Below are 26,941 nucleotides of genomic sequence, written 5' to 3' on the forward strand. Positions count from 1 at the left end.
AACGTGTTATTTTGGCTTAGCAACAAAACCAATAGCATCATATACTTTATCAACCAGCACTGAAGCACGCGCTGACGCTTTCTCTGCGCCTTCTAGCATCACTTTATTTAGAAAGGCTTGGTCTTGTCGGTATTCGTTGTAACGCGCCTGAATAGGCTCTAATAACGAAACAACAGCATCTGCTACGTCACCTTTCAAATGACCATACATTTTGTCTTCATAATCAGGTACAAGGCTTTCCACTGACTTGCCTGTAGCACAAGAAAGTAGCGACAATAAGTTTGAAACACCAGGCTTCTCTTCCACGTCGAAATAAATACGCGCTTGCTCATCAGAGTCAGTCACCGCTCGTTTTATCTTTTTCGTGATTTTCTTCGTGTCTTCTAGCAGCCCAATAAAGTTGTTCGTATTCTCATCTGACTTTGACATCTTTTTGTTAGGATCTTGCAGGCTCATAATACGAGCACCAAACTCTGGAATATGAGGTTCTGGGACTGCAAATATGTCGCCATAGAGATTGTTAAAACGAGTAGCGACATCACGCGCTAACTCTAGATGCTGCTTTTGGTCATCCCCCACTGGCACTCTATTAGCACTGTATAACAGAATATCTGCAGCCATAAGCACTGGATAAGTAAACAAACCTGAGTTCATGTTTGCTTCAGACTTTTGAGACTTGTCTTTGTATTGCGTCATACGATTAAGCTCACCCATTTGGGTGTAACAGTTCAATACCCAACTCAACTGAGCATGCTCTGGCACGTGTGATTGAATAAAAATAGTGCTTTTTTGAGGGTCTACACCACACGCTAGATAAAGCGCTAAACCATCTAACGTTGCTTTTCTGAGTGCTTCTGGTTCTGGACGGACAGTAATAGCGTGCTGATCAACAAGCATATAATAACAGTTGTGATCATCTTGCATGTTAACCCACTGCTTAATTGCACCAAGGTAATTACCTATGGTTAGTTCACCTGATGGCTGGCAGCCGCTTAAAACGATCGGTTTAGTCATTGTATTCTCTTTACTTGTTAATCTTTAGTCACTGACGCCAATTGAGCACGCATTTGCTCAATTACAGCTTGGTAATCTGGTTGTGAAAATATCGCTGAACCAGCAACAAACATATCCGCTCCTGCTTCGGCAATCTCAGCAATGTTATCAACTTTAACACCGCCGTCTATTTCTAAGCGAATATCGCGACCACTTTCGACGATACGCTGTTTTACTAAGCGAAGCTTATCTAATGTAGATGGTATAAATGATTGACCACCAAAGCCAGGATTGACTGACATTAATAAAATAACATCAAGTCGGTCCATAACATGGTCAAGCACATGCAACGGTGTCGCAGGGTTTAACACTAAACCAGCTTTACATCCGTTATCTTTAATAAGCTGTAACGTTCGGTCGATATGTTCACTTGCTTCAGGGTGGAAAGTGATGATGTCAGCACCTGCTTTGGCAAAGTCTGGAATGATGCGATCAACAGGTTTCACCATTAAATGCACATCAATAGGCGCCGTAATACCATAGTCTCTTAAGGCTTTGCACACCATTGGACCAAATGTCAGATTTGGCACATAGTGATTATCCATCACGTCAAAGTGGACGACGTCAGCACCAGCTGACAGGACTTTATCAACATCATCGCCAAGCCTAGCAAGGTCAGCAGAAAGAATAGATGGTGCTATCAAATAAGAAGACATAGTATTACCCCCAGCAAAATCTGCGCTACTTTACCTAAAGCGCGAGCATTATTGAAGTAAAAGCAGAGTTTTACGGTGCTTTTTTGTGCACATTTATGGTGAATAAGATTTAAACAACGCACCACAATGGGACGTCACCTAAAAAACATATCTTATAAGCAAAGATAATATTGTCCTCTCTCCTTTATTTACTAAGGCCTAAAGGCGTTTTTGAATAATTACTCTGATTTGGGCACTCTCTTTGCAAAAACAGAATCAACAATAAAAAAACAGAGAGAATAATCATGAAAAACGCACTAATGGGATTAGCAATTGCTTCAGGTTTAGCAGCCTCAGTTGTCTCTACAGAAACGCATGCAGTAGAAGGTTTGTCAGCAAATGTTGGCCTTACAAGTAATTATTTATGGCGCGGGGTATCGCAAACTGACGATGCGGCTGCGATTTCTGGTGGTATCGATTACGAGCACGGTTCAGGTTTCTACGCTGGTACGTGGGCTTCAAATGTAGATTTTGGTGATGACGCAAGTTATGAGTTGGATTTCTACTTTGGCTTTGGCGGTGACATCGGCGACTCTGGTTTTGGCTACGATGTTGGTTACATCTACTACGCTTACCCTGATTCAGCAGAAACAGATAGTGACAATGAATACGACTTCGGTGAAGTTTACGGTAGCTTATCGTACGGTGTTTTTAGAGTAACAGCTAATTACGGAACCAATAGCGATGACGCTGGCGAAATCTTTGAGGACGCATTATACATCAGTGCTGATGCTGCATTTGAAGTAGCTGAAGGTTTAGAGCTAGCATTTCACGTAGGTAACTATAGCTTTGATGATGACTATGATGATGCAGACTACACAGACTATGGCATTAGTTTAAGTAAAGACGGTTTCACTTTTGCTCTTTCAGATACAGATTTAGACAACGATGATGTGAAATTCGTTGTATCTTACGCTATCGATATTGACCTTTAAGGTTTATCACACTGAGAAAGCCCGGTTTTCACCGGGCTTTTTTGTGCTTATTTGCTAAGCTAAAATTGAACTCATAAGACGCAAGAGGTATTGATGACAAGCAAAGGCAATAAAAACAAAGACCGACTTTCTTGGTGGCAAACAGTAAAAAGTGTTGGCGCTGCATTTTTTGGTGTGCAAAGTACCAATAATCACCAACAAGACTTCAATAAAGGGAAACCCATTCAATTTATTATCGTCGGCTTACTTGCCGTGTTTTTGTTTATTATGAGTTTAGTTATCGCTGTCAGCTTGGTGATGCCTAACAATTGAAGGTAAGTGTCATATATTTATACTGATCAACAAGCACATGCCGTTGACGGTAAAAATTCTATTTACGCTTTATACAAAGCCATAAGTTCACCAACCTTCTTACGTCCATTTCCTTTTTGACTGATAGTACGCGCTACATTTAACTTTCGAATACGCTTTGCATGTTCATATATTTTGCGTGTCCAAATAGTATCGTGATTACTGATTAAAACTGTCGCTTTGGGTACATCAACGATTGTTTCTTCCGCAGCATTGGCCAAGTCGGCTTGTTCATCTAAGCCAAAACCATTACCGGCATAGCTCGTAAAGCTTGCCGTTTTGCTCAAAGGAACATAAGGCGGGTCACAGTAAATGACATCACCATCAGTCGCTCTTGCGAATGTGTCGCGGTAATTCTCGCAGTGGAATTCCGCACGTTGTGACTTCTCTGCGAATATTTGTAGCTCTTTTTGCGGGAAATAAGGCTTTTTATACTTGCCAAAAGGCACGTTGTAGCCACCAGACTTATTATATCGACACAAGCCGTTATAACCATGGCGATTTAAATAGAGAAAGAGAATCGAACGCTCAAAAACATCAGTGGAGGCATTAAATACTTTACGATATTCGTAATAGGCGTCTGCTTGATTGTGTTGTTCAGAGAATAACTTTTGCGCTTCCTGAATGTAACGTTCAGGCTGCGTTTGCAATAACTTGTATACGTTAATCAAATCGCGATTAATATCGTTCAGTATGTAGCGTTTGTAATTGCTGTTAAGAAATACTGAGCCTGCACCAACGAAAGGTTCAATTAAACAGTCACCTTTGGGAAGCATTTTATTAATGACATCACAGAGCGTATATTTACCACCCGCCCATTTCAAAAATGCCCTGTTTTTATTGGTCATTCGGCCAACTGTTCCACTACCACAAAATTCGACTGCGATTGTAGCTTGAATCGCCTAGCAGACCAATGTTTTTTCAGCTTTACAGGCTAGCCTGTATTTCCGTTTGCACTGTTTGTACAGACTTTAACCATATCCCTGAATTTCTCAGTGGCTCTGGTAGTAGTGACATAGCCTCTTTGGCCTGATTTCTATCATTAAATACAAGAGATGTGATTACCACAAAAGGCTCGCCATTAATGCTCCTCGTGTAGTATTTAAAGTCGGTGATTAGATATCGTTCAGCAAATTTCACAGCGATACTTAAATCGCTGACACCAGACTCTTGTTTTAATGCAGTGTATTGAATTACAACACCTTCATAGATGCCGTCAAAGGTATACCGATTAACGTTATCTAATTGATTCGTTTCTAATATAGGTGCTTGCTCAACTTGAACAGCCTCAGTTAACTTTGCTGGCTCAACACTATCGATTTTAGGTAGGTTGGCTTCCTCTATCGGCAGGTTATTAGCGCTCTGATCACGAGAAGATGCTACAGTGACTTCCGTTGGCGCATGAGCAACAGTGATTGCCGCTAGAATATCTTCTACCGATGCATTACGGGTTGGCTCAATTGGTACAGCACTTAACGCGCTTAAAATGTCCTGTGAACCCGCATTCGTTTGGTCTAGTTCTGTGATTAATTCATCTGGTTGTTTCGCTGAGTCAATTTCTTGTTCGATACTCACAGGCTCACCAGGTAGCTTTGCAAAACCAAAGCTATCTCGCTGATACAGGCTATACAGGCTGACAAAGGTCACGACTAAAAGGCCAAGCAAGACTAAAATAGCGATATTAAAAGGGGTAAAACTAAACGCTTTTTTAGGTGCTTTGAACAGTGATGCATTTGCGTGGAGCAACTGACCTTTGCTCATCGAAATCATAGACAACTTTTTACTGAATAACGTGTAATTCTGTGAAATAACTTTGCCTAGCTCGACATTTCCCAGAAGGACCACTTGAATATCACGTTGAAGTTTTTTTGCTAATTCGACGAGCAATGTAAGCTCATGCATCACTTGCAGCGACAGGTGCTGAGCCTGCTCAATGACAATAGCAATAGTGCCTACGTTTCTCTCATACTGCTCTGCGACACTTTTTGTTAGAGACACCTCAGGATCAAAAGGCTCATTCGGGAATAGTTGCTCGTTGATACGCGCTCTTACCTGCACATCATTGAGACGGGCTGATACATTGACTAGAGCAGCATTAGCGTCTTCAGGTAATGAATCAAGGTAGCTGCCAGAAGTAGAGCCATAGCCTAGCCCAACATCATCAATAACAGCGACGAGATGCTTAGAAAACTTTAAAATGTAATCTACACGCGCATTTACGCTAATTGCAGTGATGTTTTCAGATTCTTGTGTAGTGTGATTCGTTTGCACTTGAGTCGCCAAAGCAGTCATATAGACCTCTTCTATTAATCTAGCCTAGAAGTTGCTTCAGCTCCTCCTCGGTTACATCACTCACGACGTGACTTTGACCAATCCCCTCGGGTAATACAAAACGCATCAAGCCACCTAGGTTCTTTTTGTCACGTTTCATATGCTTAACATATTCCGTGCAAGCCATACTCTCAGGTGACGAGGTAGGTAAGTCAAAGTAAGTGATAAGGTCAATAATACGACGAAGTTCTGACGCTGATAGCAATTCACGGTACTTTGACAGTGTAGAAGCAAGCACCATACCAGTAGCGACCGCCTCTCCATGTAACCATTTGCCGTACCCCATTTCAGCTTCAATCGCATGACCAAATGTATGTCCAAGATTGAGCAAAGCACGTTTCCCTGCTTCTTTTTCATCTTCTGACACTATGTCTGCTTTACACTGACAACAGCGGGCTATGACGTATGCCAGCGTATCAAAGTCTTTGGCTTTGATACTTTCTTTGTTCTGTTCAAGCCACTCAAAGAACTCAGCATCACCTAAAATGCCATATTTTATGACTTCTGCCATTCCTGCTGCGAATTCTCTTGGAGGTAATGTAATTAGCGTATTGAGGTCGACAATGACGGCATTAGGCTGATAGAAAGCACCAACCATATTCTTACCCAACGGGTGATTAATAGCCGTTTTACCACCAACTGAAGAGTCAACTTGAGAAAGCAGTGTTGTCGGCACTTGAATAAAATCAATACCACGTTGATAACACGCAGCTGCAAAGCCACTGATATCGCCTATTACGCCGCCACCTAGCGCTATGATGGTAGTATCTCGACCATGCCCTTTCTCTAGAAGGTGGGTCATAATACCGTCAAAATTAGCTAAGCTTTTTTCTTGCTCTCCATCACGAAGAATGACGCTATCAATATCGAAGTTTTGCAAAGAATTTATTAAAGACTCGCCGTAAAGAGGAAATACGACTTCATTAGAAATAATACAAACGCGTTTGTTTTTGATGTGTTGAGCGATCAGGCTACTTTGTGAAAGTAGCCCTTGCTCGATGTAGATTGGATAGCTGCGATCATCCAGATCAACATGAAGTGTTGTCATTAGAAATCTAGTCTATCTACGATTTTATGAGCAACAACTTTCGCACTTTGGTCATCAGTTTGAACGATAACGTCAGCAATTTCTTCATACAACGGGTTACGTTCGACGGCTAGTTTTTCTAGCACTGAACGTGGCTCTTCAGACGTTTGTAAAAGTGGACGACGACGATCACGTTGAGTTCGAGCAACTTGCTTATCGATAGTTGTTTCTAGATAAACAACAATACCGCGCGCAGATAGACGATTACGGACTTGTGAGCTAATTACTGAGCCACCACCGGTTGCAAGCACAATACCTTGCATTTCGGTCAAGTCGTCAATGACACCTTCTTCTCTTTTGCGAAAGCCTTCTTCACCTTCTAAATCAAAAACCCACGAGATATCAGCTCCGGTGCGGCGTTCGATTTCCTGGTCTGAGTCATAAAACTCTAAGTGAAGTTTATCTGCTAATTCTCTACCAATTGTGCTTTTGCCTGCGCCCATCGGACCAACTAGGAAAATATTACGTTTTTCTGCCATTAGACTTACTTAATTCTCGTACAAAAAGTGTTAACAGGTAAGAGGAGACTCCCCTCAAAAATTTCAAGGGCGTAATTATCGCAATTGTTGGGAGCAGATTGCAAGTAAGTGTCCAAAAATTACGCCACCTACTTGCAATTAAGGGGTTATTAGAAGTGTTCGGTGACGATTCTAGGTGTCACAAAAATTAATAACTCTTTCTTTTCGTTGAAATTATTTGTGTTACGGAACATCCAACCAAAGTAAGGAATATCACCTAATACTGGAATTTTTGATACCGCACTAATGATAGATTGCTGGTAAATACCACCCAATACAATGGTTTCACCGTTACTAACGAGTACTTGAGTACCAATTCGCTGAGTATCAATAGCTGGTGCTTGACCACTAGTGATGTCAGAAACAGTATCTTGTGTAACACTTAAATCCAAGATGATTTTGTTATCCGGCGTAATATGCGGTGTAACGGTTAAACTTAGTACTGCTTTCTTGAATTGCGTAGCCGTTGCACCACTAGACGCTGCTTCTTGGTAAGGGATTTCAACACCCTGCTCGATAAAGGCTTCTTTTTGGTTAGCCGTTGTGATGCGTGGGCTTGCTATAATTTCACCCTTGTTTTCTTGCTCTAGTGCACTTAGCTCTAAATCAAGGATAGTGCCGTCCGCTAAACGTGCGACTTGGAAAGCAATACTGCCTGCTGGGTTAGCAACGGGTAGGTTTACGTTTAGGCGATCCGCAAGGTCTGGAACAATGCCTGCCGCTGCAGAATCTGCACCCTCTAAGGTACCTGAGGTAGCATATTCACCATCTGTGTCAGTAACTCCCCAACGAATACCCATTTCTTCATTGATATCGTCTTTAACGGTTACCATACGTGCTTCGATTACAACCTGACGCACAGGGATATCTAGGATATCAACCATACGCTTGATATCTTCAATGCTCTTAGCCGTATCACGGATAAGTAATGTATTCGTACGCTCATCAACGGAAACTGAACCGCGCGTTGATAAAATACTGGTATCTTCATTTTTGATTAGAGAAGCTAGCTCAGTCGCTTTCGCGTAGTTAATCTGCACATACTCAGAATATAAAGGCGCAAGTTCTTCTACTTGTTGCTGAGCTTGTAGATTTTTCGCTTCGCGCGCCGCTAACTCATCACTTGGCGCAACCATAAGGATGTTGCCTTGCATACGCTTATCAAGGCCTTTCACCTTCAGGATGATGTCCAACGCCTGATCCCACGGCACACCGTCCAAACGTAGCGTAATGTTGCCTGTTACTGTATCACTAGTGATTAAGTTAAACTCGTTGTAATCCGCAATAATCTGAAGAACTGTACGCACTGAGATATCTTGGAAGTTAAGTGAAATCGTGCGGCCACTGAAGTCTTCTTCGGCACCTAAGTAACCGACTTTCTTCTCTTCTTTACGAATATTCACAAGGAACACATTTTCTTGTTGATCATGTTCAAACGTAAAGTTGCTGTCTACATCGATAACAATCTTGGCGTTTCGGCCATCGCGGAATGTTTCCATGCCAGACACAATTGTGTTGAAGTCAGTAACATCAAGTTTGTAAAGCATATCTTCAAGGATTTGTGTGTTGTAGAACTCTACAACCACTTTACCTAATTGATCGCTTACATCAGCAGCTACGACGCTATCACCCAAGTTGATAATAACTTGACCTTCGCCTTCAGCTTCACCACGACGGAAATCGATAGACTGAATGTTGTTGATGAACTCTTCACCTGCTGGAGCTACCTGCTCAACAACTTCCGCAGCTTTACCGTATGTTAAGGTAATAGCGTATTGGTCACCCTCAATTGCAACATCAAAGACATTAAGCTTGTCCATGTTGATGGTTGCAACCATATTACCATCGACTTCTGTCACCAAGATGGTCTCTACACCAGCGTGGTCAACAAAGGTTTCCGCGTAATCTTCTTCAAACGCTACACGCCCAAAGTTAACCTCAATTGTTGCCGGATTAACGGATGTTTTGACAGATGGTTGGCCATAAATCTCTTCTGAAAACGAGAATACAAGCTCGATTTGATCATTATGGATAGTATTGTACGCGATACCTATCAAGTCAGAGGCTAATGCTGCTGACGAGTAGACAAGATATAAACACGTAGCAATGGCAATTTTCACCTGTTGCTTCAAGGCAAAAATTTTATTGTTTATTATTTTATTAAATAGCATCACTACTTCCTTTACCTTTTACTATCCAATTCTACCATTTCGATTTCTGTTTCACGTTCTACCCAACAGCCTGCGCCGTCTGGCGTTAATTCAATAACACTAACGCTATTATTATTCACTTCTGTAATGCGGCCATTGTACAGGCCAACATAGTTACCGATTGACACACGATGAAGCGTATTATCGGATGCTTCAACTAGTGCCCAAGTAACGCCACCTTCGCCTAGTGTGCCGCGCATAACCAAGTCACCCAAGGCAAACTTTTCAAGTGGTTGCTTACGTCGCCTAGGATCTGGGCTCAAGCATCCTGACATTTGTTGTAGCTTTTCCTGAATCGCTTCTGGACGTGGGGCTACGAAAGGGCTTCTCAAGTCTGCCGCTGCGTAATCAAAATGATTAAACGTTGGCACTTCTGGCATCGGCTCAATATAACTACGCGTGTTAGCTTTTACTTTAGCAATGTGTATTTTGAGATCACTTGTATCATCAAAGCAACCCGCCAGCAGTAATAAAGGTGCTAGTACGATTAACTTTTTCATTATTGGCTAGCCTCCTGGTAACGGTAGGTCTTGGCCTGAAGTTTAAGATTTAGTGTTTCGCTAGATACTTGTGCAATATCAATAGTGAAGTCATGCAAGGTAACAATCCTTGGAAGTCCCGCTATTTTACTTACGAAACTACCAAACTCGTGATACGCACCAATAACTTCAATATCAATCGGTAATTCAATATAAATTTCTTTTACAATTTCTGGCTGCCAATTCAACTTAACAAAGTCTAAGCCACTGGTTGTCCCTACAAACGTTATATCATCTAGTAGGCCCGGTGTCTCATGACTTTCCGGTAAGCTTCGTAATTGGTTTGCGAAAATGTTTTCCGCTTCTGCCATTTGCTGTTGGAAAAGCTCTAAGTTGGCTGCCACGTGATATTTTGATTCGTATTCTTGCTTTAGCGTTACTTCGTTTGCTTTAACGCTTTCCAGCGTAGTGATTTTATCACTGACAAGTCCGATATACGAAACGCCCGCCACGACAACAGCCATGAAAATAGTGAATACGATTTTGGCGAGTATTGGCCACTCACCAAGATTATCTAATTCAAGGCCATCAAACTGTTCCGTATATTTGGATAAATCTAAATCCATTAGTTACCTCCTTGGAACGCTTGGTCTACGGCAGCATCTAAGTCATCAACAAGACCTTTGATTTTGACTCGCATTTTAAAATCACTTAGCAACTTAGTTGCTTCTTCATCAGTAATAATAGATTCAGGCGTTGCGTCAGTGAACAAGTCTGATAACTCAATCTCACGAATCATGTTCGCCAGATGGTTATTCGACTCACTCTTACCAGTCAGGTGAATAATGTTACCTTTTTTCTCGAGCTTAGTGATGTATATGCCGTTAGGGATAATCTTAGCTATTTCATCCAGTACTTGCGTACCAACATTACGACTACGCTGTAACTGTTCGATTACACTAATACGCTTTTGAAGTGCATCTTTTTTCTCGTTCAGCGTCTTAATTTCTGCAATACGAACATCCAGAATTTGAATTTCATTCTTCAAGAATTGGTTTCGTGTGTTTTGACCATCGATTTGCGCTTGGTAAAACGCACTAATAGAAAACACGATCAGTAATGTAATCAATGCAACAAAGGCGAGTATAGTTATAAATTCTTTTTGCCTTGCTTTTTGCGCTTCTTCCCGCCAAGGCAGGAGGTTTATATATGCCATGGCGTAAAACTCCTTAACGCTAATCCGGCAGCCACCATCAATTGTGGTGCAACCTTGCTTACTTCAGCACGGTCGATATTGTCTGAGATTTCAACGCCATCAAACGGGTTTGCAACAACCGTAAAAATCCCTAATTCTTCGGTTAACAACTCTTGAACACCTTCAACCAACGCAGTACCGCCAGATATTACCAAGTAATCGACTTTTTCGTAACCACTTGATGTTAAGAACATTTGTATCGCACGGCGAATTTGTTGTACCAAAATGGTGTGGAATGGCGCTAGGACCTCAAAACGATAGTTGGGAGGTAAATTATCACTGACTTTAGCAGACTCTGCCTCTTCGAAAGACTGGTTGTAGTACGATACGATGGAACGTGTATATTGTTCACCACCGAATAACTGGTCACGACTGTATACGTGCTCACCTTCATTCGTTGCAGAAAAAAGCGTCATGGTTGCGCCGATATCGACCATCGCAACCATTTTATTGCTTGCATCTTCTGGTAACTGAGAAATACACAAGTCATGCGTGCGACTTATCGCATAAGATTCAACATCAACAACTTTCGTCGTAAATCCGCCAGCTTCTAACGCAGCCACGCGAGCTTCTACAGATTCCGTTCGAGCAGCACTCAACAAAACGTTAATCTTACTCGGGTCAGACTCATTGACCGCCAGCTTTTCAAAATCCAAGCTAACTTCATCAAGTGGATATGGAATTAAGCTGTCAGCTTCAACCTCTATCTGGCCTGCTAGCTCTTCATCACTTAAAACAACATCCATATAAATAACTTTGGTGATTACGGTTTGGCCTGAAACAGCCACTGCAGCAAGTTTAATAGAAGAAGCTATTTTTTTACGCACCTTGGCGATAATTTTACCTACAGCTTCAATGTCTTGTATTTCACGGTCAACGATAGCACCACGAGGCATTGGTTCTATAGCGAAGTCTTCTAAAACGTACCCATCATCTCCCTGGCTTAACAAAACAGCTTTGACAGCATGAGAACCGATATCGATTCCAACCATCATGGATGCTTTCTTTTTCCATAACTTGCTTAGCATAACTTCCTACTAAATCTTATAGTTGTAATTATTTTCGTTATAATAAACGCATAAATACATTTATTACATGGTTTTAGACGATATACTAGTCTTATCATACAAATTTTTTTCAAAATTAGAGCAATTTCCGTGTTTTCAGTAAAAAATTTAGCGAAATTAGTCTTAGCGCTAAGCTTTTTGGGTATTCTCTCCTTATTTGGCCTCTATTTTTCTATGAAAGACGACTTACCCAGTGTGGAGTCGTTAAAAGACATGAAGTGGCAAACACCGATGCAGATCTTCAGTCACGACGGTGAACTGATTTCTCAATTCGGAGAGAAAAAGCGTATTCCTTTGTCGCTCAATGAATTCCCCCAGCAACTTATTGATGCAATATTAGCGACAGAGGATGATCGTTTTTATTCACATTTTGGTGTCGACCCTATAGGCGTTGGTCGAGCTGTTGTCGCCAAGCTCATGGGGCAAAATAAAGGTGGTGCAAGCACTATCACCATGCAGGTTGCACGTAACTTCTTTTTGACTCGAGAGGTCACCTACACGCGTAAAATCCGTGAAGTGTTCTTGTCTTTTCATATCGAAAGTCTGCTGACAAAAGACGAAATTCTAGAGCTTTATCTGAATAAAATTGAGTTAGGTCATCGCGCATTTGGTTTTGGTGCCGCAGCACAAGTTTATTACGGTAAAGATGTTAAAGATTTATCTCTTCCACAAATCGCTGTGCTTGCTGGGCTTCCAAAGGCACCGTCCACGTTAAACCCAATAAGTCGCCCAGAGCGTGCAAAAGCACGACGCAATGTTGTACTTCATCGCATGTTAGTGAGCAATTACATTACACAGAAGCAACACGATAGTGCGACTTTGTCTCCAATAACGGCAAAAAAGCATGGGGCAGAAATTAGCTTAAACGCACCATACATTGCTGAAATGGCACACCAAGAAATGCTGACGCGATTTGGTAGTGACGAAGCCTACACGGGCGGTTATAAGGTTTACTTGACGGTAAACGCCAAAATTCAAAAAGCAGCAGAGTCAGCCGTCGTAAAAAATTTACACAACTACGACCAACGCCATGGCTACCGGGGACCTGTGCTTGAACTTCGTCCTGTAACGCAAGAGCCGACTGTTGAAAATTTAAGTATTGCACTAACCGATACAGAAATTGAAAACGCGTTGATTGGCGTTCCAGACTTTCAACAATTGGAACCTGCTGTTGTTACCGACGTTAGTGAACAAAGCGCCACAATAAAGTTCGCATCGCTTGAAGAATCAACGCTAGATTGGCAAGCAATGGCATGGGCAAGGCCTTATATTAACGATTTAAAACAAGGTCAAGAACCCAAAGTTGCGTCAGATATACTGAAAATTGGTGATGTTATTTATGTCACACAGCAAGGCGAAAAATACACCTTGAGCCAATTACCGCAGGCTAGTGCAGCTTTAGTCGCGCTCAATCCTGACGATGGCGCTATACAAGCTGTCGTTGGTGGGTTTAGCTTTAAACAAAGTCAGTTCAATCGCGTCACCCAAGCAAAGCGACAAGTTGGCTCAAATATTAAGCCATTTGTTTACTCTGCCGCACTAGATAGTGACTACACATTAGCAACACTCGTTAATGACGCACCAATCAATCAATGGGACAAACGCTCTGGTGTGGTATGGCGTCCAAAAAACTCGCCACCAACCTATAACGGTCCTATTCGCGTTAGGCGTGCATTAGCAGAATCAAAAAATGTTGTCGCGGTTCGCCTTCTTCGCGCAGTTGGATTGGATAACGTCATAAACCATTTAAGCAGCTTTGGTTTTGCGCCAGATGAGCTACCACGAGACGAGTCAATTGCACTTGGGTCTGCGTCATTAACACCGTTGGAAGTGGCAACTGGCTTCGCCACATTCGCCAATGGTGGATTTCTTGTAGAGCCTTATTTCATCGATAGAATAGAAGATTCTTTTGGCAACACCATTTATCAAGCAAATCCGAAACTAGCATGTGCGCTGCCTTGTACTGAGCTGCTAACAAAAAGAGAAAGTGCAGCTGAAAGCGCAGAAAATATTGCTGATTTAAATCAATCCGCAACCGAAGGCGAAACTTTAGAACAGGCATCAGACGCGTCGGAAAAACAAGCGGCTATCGCTACTCTCGTGTCGCAATCCAGTACGCCAGAGATTCAAACCGCAGAACGTGTTATATCAGCACAAAATGCATTTTTAATCTCTGAAGCACTAAACTCCGCTATTTGGGGTGCTGACTGGTCTGTTTCTCCGGGTTGGCAGGGAACAGGCTTTAGGGGCCGTTCTCTAAAACGTAGAGATATCGCGGGTAAAACCGGCACAACGAACGAAGCTAAGGACGCATGGTTCTCGGGTTATAGCAGACGTATGGTTGCTACGTCTTGGATAGGGTTTGACGACCACACACGCAAGCTTGGACAAACGCGATACAACAATAACCTCCCTAAAAATCAAATTACCGGTAAGGAATTCGGCGCAAAATCAGCACAACCAGCGTGGATTGATTTCATGAAGGTAGCCCTCAGTGACTTGCCAGTAGAACCGTTTATGCCGCCAGAAGATATTGTCTCGGTTCGTATTGATAAGACGTCAGGCAAGCTGACGACTTTGACAGATAGATCGAGTATGTTTGAATATTTTCAATTAGGCACAGCGCCTAGCGACTACGTCAAAAGTGATGAAAGCAGTATAATCCTCGATGGTGTTGAAGAGCCTGAAGAAGATATTTTTGAATAAAATCACTGTCTGATTGCCAATATGTCCACTTAAAAATATCGCGCATCACCAAAATGGTGCGCACCATTTTGGTGCAGAGGCCACTACCTACAAGAAAAATTCCGCTTTACTTTCCGTTTGCTTATTGCTCTCTAGCCTATATTTCATCAGCATTGTTGATTGAAGCACCGCTGTATATGAAAAGCGGCATAAACCTTGTTATACCTAAATAAAAGGTTTAATCGCAGGCAGTGCATGTTATCTCCGTTTTTAGAGCAGCAACAACTACCAGATAGTTATCAGGCTACTGCAAATCAATGGTTTGCGTCACTTGTGACTAAAATCAATACATTAGCCAAAACAAAGGCACCGTGGTTTATTGGCATCAACGGCAGCCAAGGCTCTGGAAAATCAACCTTAGCAGCGTACTTAGAATTCACGTTGACTCAACAATATAAGTTGCGTGTTGCCAATCTATCCCTTGATGATTTTTATTTATCACGTGAAGAGAGAGAATCGCTAGCAAAGTCCACTCACCCATTGTTTCGCACACGCGGTGTACCAGGCACTCATAATACTGAATTGCTTTGCAACACCTTAAAATGCTTACAAGAAGGGGCTTCTACAACGTTACCAAGATTCGACAAAGCGACAGACAACCCTAAACCAACGTCCGATTGGCCAACAATAGATAACGAAGTAGACATCGTCATCATTGAAGGATGGTGTTGGGGTGTGAAACCTCAATCTGAAGCTTCTCTAACAATGCCTATCAACAAGCTAGAGCAAGAGCACGACAAAACGCTTGAATGGCGCAAATATATTAATCATGCGCTCAATTCAGAGTATCTGCCCTTATACGACATGGTTGATACATGGCTCATGCTAAAAGCGCCCAGCTTTGAGCAAGTTGCTGATTGGCGTTGGCAACAAGAGCAAAAACTCATCGAAAAGGTTGGGCAAGTAAACAACAAGACAATGACAAAAGCTCAGGTCAATACCTTTATCGCCTATTTCCAGCGTCTTACAGAGCATGCGCTAGCAACATTGCCTCAAGATATGGACATCACGTTCGAGCTAGCCATCGATAGAAGTATTACCAAGCAAGTAGGGAGCCTTTAACATGATTCAACACCCTATCATCTTCACAGATTTAGATGGCACACTACTCGATCACTACACGTATAGCTTTGAAGCGGCTTTACCAGTCATTGCTCAATTAAAAGTAAACGACATCCCGGTGGTCGCTACTACAAGCAAAACGGTGCAAGAAGTCATTAACATCTATGAAGCAATAGGTATCAACGGCCCATTCATTGTCGAGAACGGTGCAGCGGTATACTTGCCGAAACAACTTTTTAACAAACAACCTCAAGATACGACCGAGCAGCCTCACTTTTGGGTCAAATCATTTAGTCGCTCCAGAGAGACGTTCATCAACGTTGTTGAACAACTTAGCAATTCCTTTGGCGAAAAGTTCCGAAGCTTCTATCAAATGACATCCGCTGATATTGCTGAAGTTACGGGGCTAACGGTTCCACAGGCAAAACTTGCCAGCCAGCGCCAATTTGGCGAGCCTGTTTTATGGTTGGGCACAGACAAAGAAAAGCATCAATTTGTAGCGTCGGCTAAAGCGCTTGGCGCTAATGTGTTATTGGGTGGGCGTTTTATCCATATCTGCGATGCTTGTGATAAAGGGAAAGCGCTCAATTGGCTGGCTGGTGAATATCAACACCTACTCAAGCTGCCGTATGTGACAGCGATAGCCTTGGGCGACAGTGGCAATGACATAGCCATGCTTGAAGCCGCTGATATCGCGGTACAAATTAAATCGCCAACACACTCATTTCCACGACTCGACACTGATCGCACAAGATTCATATTTCAGACCAAAGGATATGGGCCTGTGGGTTGGGCTGAATCTCTGAATTTCATTTTAAATTTCCCATTACTTGGAGGGCATTCCCATGGCTGATTTTTATCAAAATGGCAGCGTTACCACTTTACATAATCTTGGGCAGCGCTCTTATCAGGATATGGAAGAAGAACTCATCACGTTTAACAAAAAACGTCCATTGGGTTTGTTATTACCATCGCTGTTTTCTGAATTGGAAGGTCCAGCACTCGCCAAGATTATCGACAAAATTTCTGAGGTGCCATACCTGTCTGAAATTGTAATTGGACTGGATAGAGCAGATGAAGACCAGTATCGTTATGCCCTTTCTTTTTTCAACAAGCTACCACAGCATCATCGCGTACTTTGGAATGACGGACCAAGGTTAAAAGCACTTGATGCGAAGCTACAAGCACTAGGCTTAGCGCCTACTGAAATGGGAAAAGGACGTAACGTATGGTATTGCATGGGTTATATTCTTGCCTCAAATAGAGCGGAATCTGTCGCATTGCATGACTGTGACATTTTGACCTATGAAAAAGACTTACTGGCTCGTCTGCTCTACCCAGTCGCCCACCCTCAATTCAACTACGAGTTTAGCAAAGGCTTTTATGCCCGAGTCGCTGATGGAAAAATTAATGGTCGAGTATCACGCTTATTGGTGACACCACTCATTCGCGCATTAAAGCGAGTTGTTGGCCCGAACGAATACCTAGACTATATGGATTGCTTCCGCTACCCACTTGCCGGCGAGTTTTCTTTCCGACGCGATGTACTTAACGACCTCCGTATTCCCAGCGACTGGGGGCTTGAAATTGGCGTACTCAGTGAAATGCATCGTAATTATGCGACTAATCGCATTTGCCAAGTCGATATTGCAGACGTATATGACCATAAGCATCAAGATCTATCACTGGATAACGCAGAAGCTGGACTGTCAAAAATGTCGATAGATATCACCAAGGCGTTTTTCAGAAAACTAGCAACGCAAGGCCAAACCTTTAGCACAGAAACGTTCCGCTCAATCAAGGCGACTTACTTCCGAATCGCACTCGACTATGTTGAAACCTACCGGCACGATGCGCTGATGAATGGCTTATCTCTTGATATTCACAATGAAGAAGCCGCTGTTGAGATGTTCGCCAAAAACATCATGCGTGCTGGCCAAACGTTCTTAGAAAATCCTATGGAAACCCCGTTTATTCCAACATGGAACCGCGTGATCAGTGCTGAGCCAAATATTCTGGAAGAGCTGAAAGACGCCGTAGAACAAGACAACATAGAATTTGGTGGTTAGTAAGGAGTAACCAATGACAATTGATGGTATGCAAGCGTTAGCTCAAAAAGTATCGCAGCAACTTGCGGTCATATATGACGACGTGGATTTACATTGCACGTACGATGATCTCGCCGAAAGGCTTATCAGCGAAATGCGGATAGGCCCTTCGGACACTCCGCCAGCGCCGTTCAGCAATCATTGGTCAGAACAAGATGTCATCATGATCACCTATGGTGACTCTTTACTTAAGCAAAATGAAAAGCCGCTACAAACGCTGCACCATTTCTCTGAGAACTACTTACAAGACCACATCAATAGCATTCATATACTGCCGTTTTTCCCGTATAGCTCAGACGATGGATTTTCAGTGATTGACTATTCCTCAGTTAATGAATCCCTAGGCGACTGGCAAGATATTAATCGTATTGCCGATGCTAAAAAATTAATGGCTGACTTGGTCATCAATCATTGCTCTAGTCGAAGCCTTTGGTTTGAGAATTTTATCAAGGGCGAGGGTCAAGGACATGACTATTTCTTCACTGCCGAACCTGAAGACGATTTATCACAGGTCGTGCGACCACGCACATCACCGTTGCTTAGAAAAACAGGTACTGCTGATGGCGAGAAATATGTCTGGTGCACCTTCAGCCATGACCAAGTTGATCTGGACTTTCGTAATCCTGAAGTACTCAGTCAGTTTGTCAAAATTTTACGCCAGTACTTAGACAATGGCGTACGTATTTTCAGAATGGATGCCGTGGCCTTTTTATGGAAAATAGTGGGCTCTTCTTCTATCAATTTACCACAAACGCATGAAGTCGTTAGGTTGTTGCGTACCCTAATAGAACATGCGCAACCAGATGCTGTGATCATCACAGAAACTAACATTCCTAACACGCAAAACCTAACGTATTTTGGCAACGCTAACGAAGCACACTGCATCTATAACTTCTCATTACCTCCACTACTTATTAATACCTTAATCACTGGTAATTGTTTGTATTTAAAACGTTGGTTAATGAGTATGCCACCAGCGCAAGATGGCACGACGTATTTTAACTTTATCGCATCCCATGACGGCATTGGCTTAAGGCCTGCTGAAGGCCTACTCAGCGATCAGGAAATCAGCACGCTCATTAACACAATGAAGTCATTTGGCGGTGCCATTTCGTGGCGCACTAGTGAAACAGGTGAACAAAAAGCGTATGAAATGAATATTTCGCTATTTGATGCTTTGCAGGGGACAACAAATGGGCCAGATAAATGGGGTATGCCGCGCTTTATTTGTGCACACACCATTATGTTGGCGCTTGAAGGAATACCGGGCATTTATATACACAGTCTATTGGGTACACGTAACGACTATGAAAAACTAAAAAATACACATCACAATCGTGCCATTAACCGACACCGCTGGGACTATACTGCGTTACAAGAAAAATTGGCAGACGCATCAAACCCTCATGCGATAGTGCTTGAGCAAATGCTGGCCCTGATAGACAAACGCACAGCGCAAAAAGCATTTCACCCTAATGCGACTCAGTTCACTTTGCATTTGGGATTAAATTTATTCGGGTTTTGGCGTCAAAGCCAAGACAGAAGACAAAGTATTTTCTGTGTATCGAATATTACTGACCAAGAAATCGAGTTGCCTATTAGCGAATTGAACTTGATTATTACCGAATCTTGGTATGACCTTATCATTGGTATCGAAATCACCGATTTAACACAAGCGCTATTATTGTCGCCCTACCAAAGTGTATGGATTACCAACGTAAAACCATCGTAGTAGCAACTAATCAGTAATAACTATGTAACAGCTTCGCAACCAAACCAAAGCACTGTTACATAGTGACAGCAAAACAATAACAAAACATTACACCTCTACAAGTGAACATTTTTTATACTTGCGCGATTGATGAGAGAGGTGCCAATGGAAGTAGTCAGCAGTGAAATTTCAGCATTATCACTATTAGTCGTTGAAGACGATAAGTTTCAGCGCTTAGCGTTAGTGCAGATGGTGAAGAAGCTTGGTCTTAAGGATGTATTTAGCGCAGGTGACGGTGAGAAAGCATTAGAGTTTTTAGACTTACGCTCATTTGACGTCATTATTTGCGATTTATCTATGCCGAATATGGATGGCCTTGCATTAATTCGCCAACTGTCAAAATCTTCCTTTGCAGGCAGCATTCTTGTTTCGAGTGCACTTGACGCCAGTCTTATCCGTAGTGCCAAAGCATTAGCGAAAAGCTTAGGGTTAAACATGCTTGGCGCTATCGCAAAACCATTGCAGCCAAAATCACTAACTGATGCACTTGCTCGCCATTTTGTGCCTCACCACAACAGCGTAATACATAAACCCAAAACGTTTGAATTCACCGTCGCAGATGTTGAACACGCTATCGCAAACCGAGAGATAGTGCCCTATTTTCAGCCACAAACCTGCATGAAAACAGGAAAATTGATAGGCGTTGAAGCACTTGCCCGGTGGAACCATCCCACTCATGGCGTTATTGGTCCTGACACTTTTATTCCGCTTGCCGAAGAAAAGGACGATCTTATTGCCGAGCTAACCGAGCAAATGTTTATGCATAGTCTGCAGGAAATGGCTAAATTACCAGCGGCATTTGAAAAGCTGCGTTTATCTATCAACATTTCCTCGAAGAGCCTACGTGACAATGTTATTCAATATTTGCTGCTGAACCTCAATCAAATTAACAATCAAAAAAGTCGTAAGGTTACGTTGGAGCTTACCGAACAAGCCTGTATTTCCGATCCTATGATGGCGCTAGAGATTCTGACGCGTTTGCGGATGAATGGTTTTCAACTATCCCTAGATGATTTTGGCACAGGCTACTCTACCATGGAGCAAATCGGGCAATATCCGTTTAATGAGCTCAAAATAGATCGCTCATTTGTCGGCAAAATGTTGGTCGACCATAGCGCCTACGCTATTGTCGAGTCTTGCGTCCGTTTGGGTCGGACTCTTGGCATGCAAGTTATTGCAGAAGGTGTAGAAACCTATCAACAATGGCATGTACTTCAGAAACTGGGTTGCGATCAGTGCCAAGGCTACCTGATATCTAAGCCAATTGAGTTACATCAGCTTATTCCAACCATGCAACGTTGGTTGAAGGAATACCACACCAATATTGCATCAATTTCCTCTGAACCAGCAAAAGCGTCTTAACCGAGTTTTTGCCAAGTGTTCATTAAAGTTTAGGGGGAATTTATGTCAAATTTTCAGATTATTAAGTTTTTCAAAGATAAAACCGTATTAGTCATTGATGACTGCCCAATGATTCTTAACGCGACTCGCGCGATGTTGATAAAAAATGGCTCCAATCCTGACAATATCAATACGGCGAAAGACGCACGTCAAGCAATCACAGCTTGTACAGCAACAAAATACGATTTCATACTTTGCGATTACAATCTAGGGCACGGTACAGACGGTCTGCAACTACTTGAACAACTCAGAATCAATAACGGCTTAGCCGAGAAAACGGTTGTTTTTGTGGTCACAGGGGAAGTGAGTAAAGACGTATTCTTTGGTTTCTCTGAACTAGAGCCAGACGGCTATTTGCTTAAGCCAATAAATATTAATGCCGTCACCAATAGGCTAGTCAACGCTTACCGCCAAAAACAAGTGATTCGCTCGATTTATCAAACCTATCGTAACGAAGGTGCAGAAGCCGCGTTTAAAAAGTGTGCGCGATACGAGAGCTCTACCAACATTCAACTAGTCCGCGCCAATATTCTGCAACAAGAGGAAGCATTTGAACAAGCTCAGCAGGCTTATATCAGTTTGATCAATAGTGGCGAAGATATCGCTCGGATTCACCTCGGAAAAATGTTAGTTGAGCAAGAAAAGTACGAGCTCGCACTGAAGGTTGTCAACCCCGTTATTGAAGAGAAAAAACTGCGATTCAAAGCCCTGCAAGTTCAAGCGCGTTGCTTCTTAAAAACGCGCAACACCACTAAATGTTTAGAGGTATGCCAACAACTGAATAGCATGTCTTCTACTAGCGTAGAGCGTCTGCTTGTCATGTACAATCTAGCGCTAGCTGCTGATGACTCGCAATTACTGCTTAACCTGACGAACAAAATTAGTTCACGGATTACAAACTCTCGCTGGTTTACCGCTGACCATATTCTTATCGGTGCACGCACTTATTTAGAGCTTGCCGAGCGCGAACAAAACCCTGCAGCAAGAGAAGTCCACCTAGGGGAATTTAAAAAGCGGATTAAAGCGGTTGAACAGTCATTGAAACTTTCTCAATACCAGTGGCAACGAGATATGTTGAAAGCGCGCTATGCCATGTTAACGGGTGACTTAATGCTTGCTGAAGAAATTTGGTTCGCCTATCAGCAAGATGATGAAGCGCAGCAAATATCCTTCTATTGCTCATTAGATGCAATGCACCTTGGTAATAGACTAGGTGGCGTCGCTGAAATGATGACAGATGACCTTGGTGAAGATATTGAAATTTCGCAAGAAATCTTAACTGAGCAACTTGCCGTTCTTCATCGACAAAATCAAGCCTCACTCAAACGCCTAACCAAGCAAGCCATCGAGCTACAGCAAGCCAATGAAACCATGAAAGCGGTGTTGCAATGGATAAAAATTTGGCAAATCAAGCCTTTTGAACCTGATACTGCATTTCATTTGATTCGAAGCTTGTCGCACTCCATTCCTATGAATATGCCCTTAGCCAACGTGCGTTTTATGTTTGAGCAAGCAAAGAAAACCATTGAGCTCAAAATATCAGAAGACGACATACCGCAGTGGTTCAACGGCACAAGTAACGGTGTCGAAAAGTCTTTTAATGCCTTAGCTATGGAGCAATGTTAATGTCAACGTTTATGCGATTAGTCACGCTCATCTGTTTATTGATAGTGACACAACCTAGCTTTGCTGAAACTGATTTAACAGCGGAAGAACAAAACTGGTTATCGAACAAAAAAACCTTAGTCACCGCCTATCCAAGCTTTGAATACTTGCCCTACATCATTCAAAGCTCAGACGGGAAAATTCTCGGTATTTTTAACGATTATTTAAAATTGGTAAGTAGTGAGCTAGGGCTTAGTATCGAATATCGTATCTATTCAACTAGCAAGGAAATGGAAGAAGCCTTCGCTCGAAAAGAAATAGACATTATTGTTGGCTTTGCTGACTTAGAACGCCGTAAAGCCTTTATGAGCTTTACTGACCCGTTTATTTCGGTACCGCGATCTATATTAGTGCCCAAACACATTAACAGTAACTCGATTGATTCTATCCAAGCATTTAACAACTATGTTTTCGCCATCGAAGAGGGGTTTGCCAGCAGAACAGAGCTCAAACAGCACTTACCTGACATTCAATTCTTCGACGTCAATGGCACGCCTGAGGCAATGTCAGCCATCAAGTTTGGTCTCGCCCAAGCGTATTATGGTGATTGGATCACGAACAATTACATCTATGACAAAGCGAAAAACTCAGACCTTAATTTAGTCGCGCTGAACGATGTACCTGAAGACCGTTCTCAATTTGCGGTGCAGCCCGATCAGCCCTTGTTAAAATCAGCAATTAATAAAGTGATTCAAAATATAGCACCGACTACAAAAGCGTTCATCGCTGCTCGCTGGAATAGCAGTAATGCTATTCAAAACAACAGTCGCGTCCCGCTGATTTTGACGCCAACTGAAAGTGACTGGCTGGCAAGAAACGACACTATCCGTTATGCCTACAGTGAAAAATGGCGACCATTTACACAAGTTAATCTAGACGGTAAACCCATTGGTATTGCCGTTGAAATATTAGAGGCCATTGCAGAACGGTTAGGCCTAGATCTTGAGCCCGTATATGTAGAAAACTGGCGTCAAGGCGAACAATTTCTCGCTAACGATAAGGTCGACCTTCTACCTGGCATGGTAAACACTCAATTTCTTGATGACGACATTTTGCTTTCTCGCAGCTATCACATGTCACCATGGGTACTTATCGCAAGATCGAATAGTCGAGTGAAAACGTCGCAAGACGCCAAAACAGCGCGAATTGCAATCCCCAATATTGAAGGGGTGAGAGTTACCATTGGTGAACAATTCCCCGTTGCCGACATTGTGGTGCTTCGCGATATGGAGCACGCCCTACAGATGCTAGATGAAGGTGAAGCAGACGCCTTTTTTATTTTATTGTCTTCTGTTGCTCCATTACTTCAAGATGAAAACCTTGGCCGATACCACATACTGACTAGCCCTAGCGCGGAGAAAAATATCCATGTCAGTTTCGGTATTGGAAGCGATAACGCAACGCTCCATTCTCTCATCAATAAAGGATTGGCAGAGCTAGGCAGCAAAGAGATTCGCCGTATCAATAATCATTGGTCGCAGCTCAATATTCAGCAAGGCATTGATATATCAAAGATAATAACTTTTGCTGTGATTCCTGTGATGATAGGTATAGTAATTCTTTGTGGTATTTTATTTTGGAACCGCAAACTTCAAGCAGAAATAAAAAGCCGAACAGCAGCCGAGCAACGCGCAAAACAGGCGGAGTTTGAGTTAAATTCACTCGCCGACGCCATTCCCGGTGCAGTATTACAGTTTAAACTTAATACTAAGCAACACCTCGAATTTACCTATGTTAGCCAAGGTATTGAAGACTTAGGACCACTCTCTCAAAATGCACTACTTAAAGACGCGCGTAACTTTTTTGCCGCTATTCCAAAAGAGGACCTTGAGCGCCTAAAAGTCTTGCGTGAAGAAACCATCAATACATTAGGACCTGTCGACATAGAGTTCAGAGTAATTGTTGACCAAGGCGCTGTAAACTGGCTACATTTTGCCGCATTTCCTGAAAAGTTGGGAGATGAAACACTTTGGAATGGCGTACTTCTCAAAGTGAATGAAAGAAAGGAACAGGAGTTTGCACTGTCTAAAGCCAAAGTAGCAGCAGAGCAAGCTGCTATTGCAAAATCACGTTTCTTAGCGATGATGAGCCATGAAATTCGCACGCCTATTGGTGGCATTATTGGCATGTTAGAGCTATTAGAGCAATCGTCCCTCACTGAATCGCAACACCACGACTTAAAAACTATCGCGAGCTCGGCGAATAACTTACTGCACATTCTCAATGACGTACTTGATCACTCCAAACTGGAAGCAGGTCAATTGACGGTTGAAAACATCGATGCCAATCTTCCCGATCTTGTTGAATCTGCGATGCTGACTCATGCGAACAATGCACATAATAAAGGCATAGGGCTCAAATTAGAATTTGACCCGACCATTTATCATGGCATCAAAACCGACCCTATTCGCTTACAGCAAGTGCTCTCAAATCTATTGAGTAATGCCATTAAATTCACTGAAAAGGGTGAAGTAAAACTGATGGTTGAACGAACTCAAGCAAACAGTAAGCAACAAACACTACGCTTTGCTATTACTGATACAGGCATTGGTATATCGCCAACGAATTTGCGCAAACTGTTCTCACCGTTTGCGCAAGCAGAGGACTCGACATCACGCAAATACGGTGGCACAGGGCTTGGTTTAACCATCTGTAAAATGCTTGTTGAAAGACTCGGTGGCAGTATTGATGTAGACAGTACACTAGGCCAAGGCACAACATTTAGTTTTAGCCTCACCCTTGAAACAGATGAACAACCGTTTGTACCTGAAATTAAGCGAAAACTCCCCATCGTATTGATTGATGATATGAGCTTTGCGTGTAGCAAAATAAAACGCTACTTTAACGCATGGGGCGTACCACTGGTGGTACTCCCATTTGGCGGTGACACTGATCATTTAAAGTCATTGTTACCTAGCGGGAAGTGCGTATTTATTTGCCCTGAGGAGCTCATCAGTCATTATCAACTCGCGCAAATTAACACTGTATCGTCATGGATAAACCTAAGCAAACGTAGTTTCTCTCCTGAACCTGGGCAACATTTTATATCGATTAACCCGCTGTTAATCACATCACTCATTAGTGGCGTAAACAAAGCACAGCAAGACCGAGATACAGACTTGATGATGCTCATCGACAAAGATGAAAAACAAGCTAGTGGTAAAATGACTCGGGAAGAGGCCATTGCCTCTGGACGCCTTATTTTGGTTGCTGAAGATCATCCAACCAACCAAATGGTGATTAAGCGTCAGCTAGAAAAGCTTAACTACCATGCTGATATCGTCGACGATGGTAAACAAGCACTCGATGCAATTTATCAGCAAAGTTACGGGTTACTGATTACCGATTGCCACATGCCAAACATGGATGGCTATGACTTAACCAAAACACTTCGTGCACAGGGCAATCCAATCCCTATCGTGGCACTAACTGCGAATGCATTGACTGGTGAGGCCGATCATTGTCTAGAAATGGGCATGAACGATTACCTCACTAAGCCAACGTCAATGGATGTGTTACAAACAACGGTTGAAAAGTACTTAAATAGTGACATTGACAACTCATTTGTCAGCGTTGAAGCAAATAACTTTGACGATTTAGCTATTTTCGACTTTGACCATATCACCACGAATGATGATGGACTGAAGAATGTTCAAGCTGAAGCGGATGAAGTCATTGACGCTCAAGATATTGTCCAGTTCCCCAGCGACGTGCGAGAAAACATCAATGTCGACAGTGTTAAAGGTGACTATGTCAACATGCAAACACTTGTCGACATGTTCGGCGACCAAGAGATGGTATTTGAACTCATTCAGCAATTTATCGACACAACAAGAGAATCGATAAAAGACATTGGTCTCGCAATTGAAGCAGAGAACATAGAAGAAGTAGGACTCGTTGCTCATCGAATCAAAGGCGGTGCCAGTATGATTACCGCCCATGGTATTGAAGGCTGCGCAGCGATACTTGAAAAATCAGCGAAAGCCAATAAAAAAGATGAACTGGATACACTTTTTGCTGACTTAACCGCGCACGCCGACAGATTTGTTACGCAGCATCAAACCGCGTCACTCAAAGCTGATTAACTGTTGATTTTATTGGTAAAGCTCCGCATGTGTTGCATAACAAGATTTTTTGGATGCACCAATAAAACTCTAGACAAGGCGATAGCCCACTAAGTAGTAAGCTATCGCCATACTGAACTAACC

General features: G+C 42.6%; 21 protein-coding genes. 10 read left to right on the plus strand and 11 right to left on the minus strand.

Features of this window, described 5'->3' with window-relative positions:
• Window positions 1-6: 6 nt before the first annotated feature.
• On the minus strand, window positions 7-1,014 hold the full coding sequence (trpS, locus tag ACFSJY_RS04320) for a tryptophan--tRNA ligase (protein ID WP_386031474.1): 1,008 nt from the start codon (window positions 1,012-1,014) through the stop codon (window positions 7-9).
• A gap of 17 nt (window positions 1,015-1,031) precedes the next feature.
• A complete protein-coding gene (gene rpe / locus ACFSJY_RS04325; protein ID WP_386031476.1) occupies window positions 1,032-1,709 on the minus strand; it encodes a ribulose-phosphate 3-epimerase in 678 nt (225 codons plus the stop codon).
• A 284-nt stretch (window positions 1,710-1,993) separates the two neighbouring features.
• On the opposite strand from rpe, the gene ACFSJY_RS04330 reads away from it, so the two are divergent.
• Both ACFSJY_RS04330 and ACFSJY_RS04335 read left to right on the plus strand, forming a co-directional pair.
• Window positions 1,994-2,683, plus strand: a complete 690-nt coding sequence (locus tag ACFSJY_RS04330; protein ID WP_386031478.1) for a TorF family putative porin — start codon at window positions 1,994-1,996, stop codon at window positions 2,681-2,683.
• Window positions 2,684-2,776: 93 nt separating this feature from the next.
• Window positions 2,777-2,995: a DUF2970 domain-containing protein gene (locus ACFSJY_RS04335; protein WP_386031480.1), complete on the plus strand. Its 219-nt coding sequence runs from the start codon at window positions 2,777-2,779 to the stop codon at window positions 2,993-2,995.
• 62 nt (window positions 2,996-3,057) lie between these two features.
• On the opposite strand, the gene ACFSJY_RS04340 is transcribed toward ACFSJY_RS04335, so the two are convergent.
• From ACFSJY_RS04340 to ACFSJY_RS04380, 9 genes are all read right to left on the minus strand, one after another.
• Window positions 3,058-3,882 (minus strand): Dam family site-specific DNA-(adenine-N6)-methyltransferase, encoded by an 825-nt coding sequence (locus ACFSJY_RS04340; RefSeq protein WP_386031482.1) that lies wholly within the window; start codon window positions 3,880-3,882, stop codon window positions 3,058-3,060.
• A gap of 79 nt (window positions 3,883-3,961) precedes the next feature.
• Complete coding sequence (locus ACFSJY_RS04345; RefSeq protein WP_386031484.1) at window positions 3,962-5,326, minus strand: SPOR domain-containing protein; 1,365 nt, start codon at window positions 5,324-5,326, stop codon at window positions 3,962-3,964.
• 19 nt (window positions 5,327-5,345) lie between these two features.
• The gene (gene aroB, locus ACFSJY_RS04350; RefSeq protein ID WP_386031486.1) at window positions 5,346-6,413 is read right to left on the minus strand and encodes a 3-dehydroquinate synthase; all 1,068 of its coding nucleotides are present in this window, start codon (window positions 6,411-6,413) and stop codon (window positions 5,346-5,348) included.
• Complete coding sequence (gene aroK, locus ACFSJY_RS04355) at window positions 6,413-6,931, minus strand: shikimate kinase AroK (protein WP_386031488.1); 519 nt, start codon at window positions 6,929-6,931, stop codon at window positions 6,413-6,415. The genes aroB and aroK overlap by 1 nt, the downstream gene beginning before the upstream one ends.
• Window positions 6,932-7,080: 149 nt before the next feature.
• Window positions 7,081-9,141: a type IV pilus secretin PilQ gene (locus tag ACFSJY_RS04360; protein WP_386031490.1), complete on the minus strand. Its 2,061-nt coding sequence runs from the start codon at window positions 9,139-9,141 to the stop codon at window positions 7,081-7,083.
• A gap of 11 nt (window positions 9,142-9,152) precedes the next feature.
• Window positions 9,153-9,680 carry a pilus assembly protein PilP gene (locus tag ACFSJY_RS04365; protein ID WP_386031492.1) on the minus strand — a complete coding sequence of 176 codons (528 nt, stop codon included), beginning with the start codon at window positions 9,678-9,680 and terminating at the stop codon, window positions 9,153-9,155.
• Window positions 9,680-10,285: a type IV pilus inner membrane component PilO gene (locus tag ACFSJY_RS04370; RefSeq protein ID WP_386031494.1), complete on the minus strand. Its 606-nt coding sequence runs from the start codon at window positions 10,283-10,285 to the stop codon at window positions 9,680-9,682. The genes ACFSJY_RS04365 and ACFSJY_RS04370 overlap by 1 nt, the downstream gene beginning before the upstream one ends.
• A complete protein-coding gene (locus ACFSJY_RS04375; protein ID WP_386031496.1) occupies window positions 10,285-10,875 on the minus strand; it encodes a PilN domain-containing protein in 591 nt (196 codons plus the stop codon). The genes ACFSJY_RS04370 and ACFSJY_RS04375 overlap by 1 nt, the downstream gene beginning before the upstream one ends.
• The gene (locus ACFSJY_RS04380) at window positions 10,863-11,942 is read right to left on the minus strand and encodes a pilus assembly protein PilM (protein ID WP_386031498.1); all 1,080 of its coding nucleotides are present in this window, start codon (window positions 11,940-11,942) and stop codon (window positions 10,863-10,865) included. Before ACFSJY_RS04380 ends, ACFSJY_RS04375 begins: the two co-directional genes overlap by 13 nt.
• Before the next feature lie 129 nt (window positions 11,943-12,071).
• Here ACFSJY_RS04380 and ACFSJY_RS04385 point away from each other — a divergent pair, with 129 nt between their 5' ends.
• The 8 genes from ACFSJY_RS04385 (at window position 12,072) to ACFSJY_RS04420 (ending at window position 26,818) form a co-directional block, all read left to right on the plus strand.
• Window positions 12,072-14,687: a penicillin-binding protein 1A gene (locus ACFSJY_RS04385; protein WP_386031500.1), complete on the plus strand. Its 2,616-nt coding sequence runs from the start codon at window positions 12,072-12,074 to the stop codon at window positions 14,685-14,687.
• A gap of 234 nt (window positions 14,688-14,921) precedes the next feature.
• Entirely contained in the window at window positions 14,922-15,788 is an 867-nt protein-coding gene (locus ACFSJY_RS04390) for a kinase (RefSeq protein WP_386031502.1), read from the plus strand.
• Window position 15,789: 1 nt separating this feature from the next.
• Window positions 15,790-16,641: an HAD-IIB family hydrolase gene (locus ACFSJY_RS04395; RefSeq protein ID WP_386031504.1), complete on the plus strand. Its 852-nt coding sequence runs from the start codon at window positions 15,790-15,792 to the stop codon at window positions 16,639-16,641.
• Window positions 16,634-17,857 (plus strand): glycosyltransferase family protein, encoded by a 1,224-nt coding sequence (locus ACFSJY_RS04400; protein WP_386031506.1) that lies wholly within the window; start codon window positions 16,634-16,636, stop codon window positions 17,855-17,857. Before ACFSJY_RS04395 ends, ACFSJY_RS04400 begins: the two co-directional genes overlap by 8 nt.
• A gap of 13 nt (window positions 17,858-17,870) precedes the next feature.
• Window positions 17,871-19,628: a sugar phosphorylase gene (locus tag ACFSJY_RS04405; RefSeq protein ID WP_386031508.1), complete on the plus strand. Its 1,758-nt coding sequence runs from the start codon at window positions 17,871-17,873 to the stop codon at window positions 19,626-19,628.
• 144 nt (window positions 19,629-19,772) lie between these two features.
• Window positions 19,773-21,029 carry an EAL domain-containing response regulator gene (locus tag ACFSJY_RS04410; protein ID WP_386031510.1) on the plus strand — a complete coding sequence of 419 codons (1,257 nt, stop codon included), beginning with the start codon at window positions 19,773-19,775 and terminating at the stop codon, window positions 21,027-21,029.
• Between the two features lie 42 nt (window positions 21,030-21,071).
• Window positions 21,072-22,694 (plus strand): response regulator, encoded by a 1,623-nt coding sequence (locus ACFSJY_RS04415; protein ID WP_386031512.1) that lies wholly within the window; start codon window positions 21,072-21,074, stop codon window positions 22,692-22,694.
• Window positions 22,694-26,818: an ATP-binding protein gene (locus ACFSJY_RS04420; protein WP_386031515.1), complete on the plus strand. Its 4,125-nt coding sequence runs from the start codon at window positions 22,694-22,696 to the stop codon at window positions 26,816-26,818. The genes ACFSJY_RS04415 and ACFSJY_RS04420 overlap by 1 nt, the downstream gene beginning before the upstream one ends.
• The last annotated feature ends 123 nt before the right edge of the window (window positions 26,819-26,941 follow it).

The organism is Thalassotalea euphylliae (assembly GCF_042682785.1).
Classification (GTDB): Bacteria; Pseudomonadota; Gammaproteobacteria; order Enterobacterales; family Alteromonadaceae; genus Thalassotalea_F; species Thalassotalea_F euphylliae.

Bases quoted from the DNA above. Each gene is read 5' to 3' on its own strand.
- aroK (WP_386031488.1), bottom strand. From the start codon at position 6,931: ATGGCAGAAAAACGTAATATTTTCCTAGTTGGTCCGATGGGCGCAGGC.
- rpe (WP_386031476.1), bottom strand. From the start codon at position 1,709: ATGTCTTCTTATTTGATAGCACCATCTATTCTTTCTGCTGACCTTGCT.
- aroB (WP_386031486.1), bottom strand. From the start codon at position 6,413: ATGACAACACTTCATGTTGATCTGGATGATCGCAGCTATCCAATCTAC.
- ACFSJY_RS04400 (WP_386031506.1), top strand. From the start codon at position 16,634: ATGGCTGATTTTTATCAAAATGGCAGCGTTACCACTTTACATAATCTT.
- trpS (WP_386031474.1), bottom strand. From the start codon at position 1,014: ATGACTAAACCGATCGTTTTAAGCGGCTGCCAGCCATCAGGTGAACTA.
- ACFSJY_RS04335 (WP_386031480.1), top strand. From the start codon at position 2,777: ATGACAAGCAAAGGCAATAAAAACAAAGACCGACTTTCTTGGTGGCAA.
- ACFSJY_RS04340 (WP_386031482.1), bottom strand. From the start codon at position 3,882: ATGACCAATAAAAACAGGGCATTTTTGAAATGGGCGGGTGGTAAATAT.
- ACFSJY_RS04345 (WP_386031484.1), bottom strand. From the start codon at position 5,326: ATGACTGCTTTGGCGACTCAAGTGCAAACGAATCACACTACACAAGAA.
- ACFSJY_RS04365 (WP_386031492.1), bottom strand. From the start codon at position 9,680: ATGAAAAAGTTAATCGTACTAGCACCTTTATTACTGCTGGCGGGTTGC.
- ACFSJY_RS04415 (WP_386031512.1), top strand. From the start codon at position 21,072: ATGTCAAATTTTCAGATTATTAAGTTTTTCAAAGATAAAACCGTATTA.
- ACFSJY_RS04405 (WP_386031508.1), top strand. From the start codon at position 17,871: ATGACAATTGATGGTATGCAAGCGTTAGCTCAAAAAGTATCGCAGCAA.
- ACFSJY_RS04370 (WP_386031494.1), bottom strand. From the start codon at position 10,285: ATGGATTTAGATTTATCCAAATATACGGAACAGTTTGATGGCCTTGAA.
- ACFSJY_RS04330 (WP_386031478.1), top strand. From the start codon at position 1,994: ATGAAAAACGCACTAATGGGATTAGCAATTGCTTCAGGTTTAGCAGCC.
- ACFSJY_RS04360 (WP_386031490.1), bottom strand. From the start codon at position 9,141: ATGCTATTTAATAAAATAATAAACAATAAAATTTTTGCCTTGAAGCAA.
- ACFSJY_RS04410 (WP_386031510.1), top strand. From the start codon at position 19,773: ATGGAAGTAGTCAGCAGTGAAATTTCAGCATTATCACTATTAGTCGTT.
- ACFSJY_RS04395 (WP_386031504.1), top strand. From the start codon at position 15,790: ATGATTCAACACCCTATCATCTTCACAGATTTAGATGGCACACTACTC.
- ACFSJY_RS04375 (WP_386031496.1), bottom strand. From the start codon at position 10,875: ATGGCATATATAAACCTCCTGCCTTGGCGGGAAGAAGCGCAAAAAGCA.
- ACFSJY_RS04380 (WP_386031498.1), bottom strand. From the start codon at position 11,942: ATGCTAAGCAAGTTATGGAAAAAGAAAGCATCCATGATGGTTGGAATC.
- ACFSJY_RS04390 (WP_386031502.1), top strand. From the start codon at position 14,922: ATGTTATCTCCGTTTTTAGAGCAGCAACAACTACCAGATAGTTATCAG.
- ACFSJY_RS04420 (WP_386031515.1), top strand. From the start codon at position 22,694: ATGTCAACGTTTATGCGATTAGTCACGCTCATCTGTTTATTGATAGTG.